This is a genomic window from Bradyrhizobium sp. STM 3809, assembly GCF_000239795.1.
In the GTDB taxonomy this organism is placed as follows: domain Bacteria; phylum Pseudomonadota; class Alphaproteobacteria; order Rhizobiales; family Xanthobacteraceae; genus Bradyrhizobium.
This window is the reverse complement of sequence record NZ_CAFJ01000617.1, coordinates 1-1,910: the sequence shown is the minus strand read 5'-3', so window position 1 is coordinate 1,910 and position 1,910 is coordinate 1. Positions and strand designations below refer to the sequence as shown.

At 65.1% G+C, this 1,910-nt stretch carries 1 protein-coding gene; it reads left to right on the top strand.

What is annotated here, in order from left to right:
• The first annotated feature begins 772 nt into the window (after positions 1-772).
• Positions 773-1,852 carry an AI-2E family transporter gene (locus tag BRAS3809_RS27715; protein WP_008965313.1) on the top strand — a complete coding sequence of 360 codons (1,080 nt, stop codon included), beginning with the start codon at positions 773-775 and terminating at the stop codon, positions 1,850-1,852.
• Positions 1,853-1,910 lie beyond the last annotated feature (58 nt).

The following is a 1,910-nucleotide window of genomic DNA, read 5'->3' as shown; positions in this document are numbered from 1 at the left end:
CGTTCCGGCATTCCCTGCGCGGTGGTTTTCACGCTTATACGCGCTCTCCCCGGGGACCGGCGTTCTTGCCCCCGTCGGCCGCGGAGCTCGTCAGACCTCCACGACCTTGGCCTCAGCTTCGGGAGGCCAGGACCACGCGACTTCACGTCCGCAAGTCCATCGCTCGTCCGCGCATCACGCGCGCCGACGTCCTCGCAGCCACCGCATTGCCGGCCCAACGTGTCGTGACGACGCGTACGTCCCTCATCCGGACCGGAACGCGGATGTTATACGCATGATTTGCTGATTTTCGGAAGTAATTTATTTTTCGCAGAGGCTCTTGAAACGGGCTTCGTCGTTGATCGCGTGGCCGAATTTTCTGTTTTGCAGCAGACGCCGCCACGCCCTCCGCCGTCATTCCGGGGCAGCCGCGTCAGCGGCTGAGCCCGGAATCCATACTCACGAAACGCAGTTGCGGGCGAGGTACGGCCACGTGCAGCTCGCTTCCTGTCGAACAGTCGTGGCTATGGATTCCGGGCTCGCGCTGCGCGCGCCCCGGAATGACGAGGTGGAGGGCGTGTGCTGTCCCGGCGTCGGATGTGGTATGGGCTGCGCGGTGAGTTGACGTCGTGCGGTGTGCGGTGCCGATGGGGCGACCGGGGTTGGGGCCCGAATGGCGCGTTCCCGCGTTGCCTCGTATTGAGTTCGGCGATGTGAGTTCGGCGATGGCGGGCGCGCGAGGCCGCGAGACCAGGCCGCGCCTGCAGATGTCGCCGCCAGACGAAAGATTGACATGCGCAGTTTCGAAGATCGGGTTCTGCTGTTCCTGCTGGCCGTGATCACGCTGTCGCTCGGCTGGATCCTGCTGCCGTTCTATGGCGCGGTGCTGTGGGGCGTGGTCGGTGCGATCGTGTTCGCGCCGCTGCACCGGCTGATGTCGCGATCGATGCATGGCCGGGAGGGACTCGCGGCGGCCATCGTCGTGCTGCTCGTCATCCTGATCGTGATCATTCCATTGTCGCTGATCGGCACGGCACTGGCGCAGCAGGCCGCCGGAGTCTATGGGCAGATGCAGGGCGGCCAGCTCGATGTCGGCCAATATTTCCAGAAGGTTCTGGACGCACTTCCCGCAGGGATCGTCGATCTGCTCGACCGCTTCGGACTCGGCAGTCTGGCGGGGCTGAAGGACAGGCTGTCGGCGCTGCTCCTGAGAGGCAGTCAGGTCATTGCCGGCCAGGCGCTCAATATCGGCCAGGGCACGTTCGAGTTCTTCGTCAGCCTGTTCCTCATGCTTTATCTGCTGTTCTTCCTGCTGCGCGACGAGGAGACATTGTCGAGGCGGATCGCGGATGCCATTCCGCTGCGCGACGAGCAGCGCAACGCGCTGATCGCGAAGTTCGTCGTCGTCACCCGCGCGACGGTGAAGGGCAATCTGGCCGTGGCGCTGGCGCAGGGCGCGCTGGGCGGGCTGATCTTCTGGTTTCTCGGCATCACCGCGCCGCTGTTGTGGGCCGTGGTGATGGCGTTCATGTCGCTTCTCCCCGCGGTGGGCGCGGGCATCGTGTGGTTTCCGGTCGCGCTCTACCTGCTGGCGACGGGCGCGATCTGGCAGGGCGTCATCCTGATCGCCTATGGCGCGCTCGTCATCGGCCTGGTCGACAATCTGCTTCGTCCGATCCTGGTCGGGCAGGACACCAAGATGCCGGACTACGTGGTGCTGATCTCGACGCTCGGCGGCATCGAGGTGTTCGGCCTCAACGGCTTCATCATCGGTCCGGTCATCGCGGCGATGTTCATCGCGGTGTGGGACATGTTCACGGTGGTGCGGAGCGAGGAGCGGGCGGTCGCCGACGTGACGCGTCGGGCGGATTAGCGCAGCGTCATCCGCCATGATGTCGAGGAGCGAGTTGCGGCGGGTTGCGCTGCGCTCA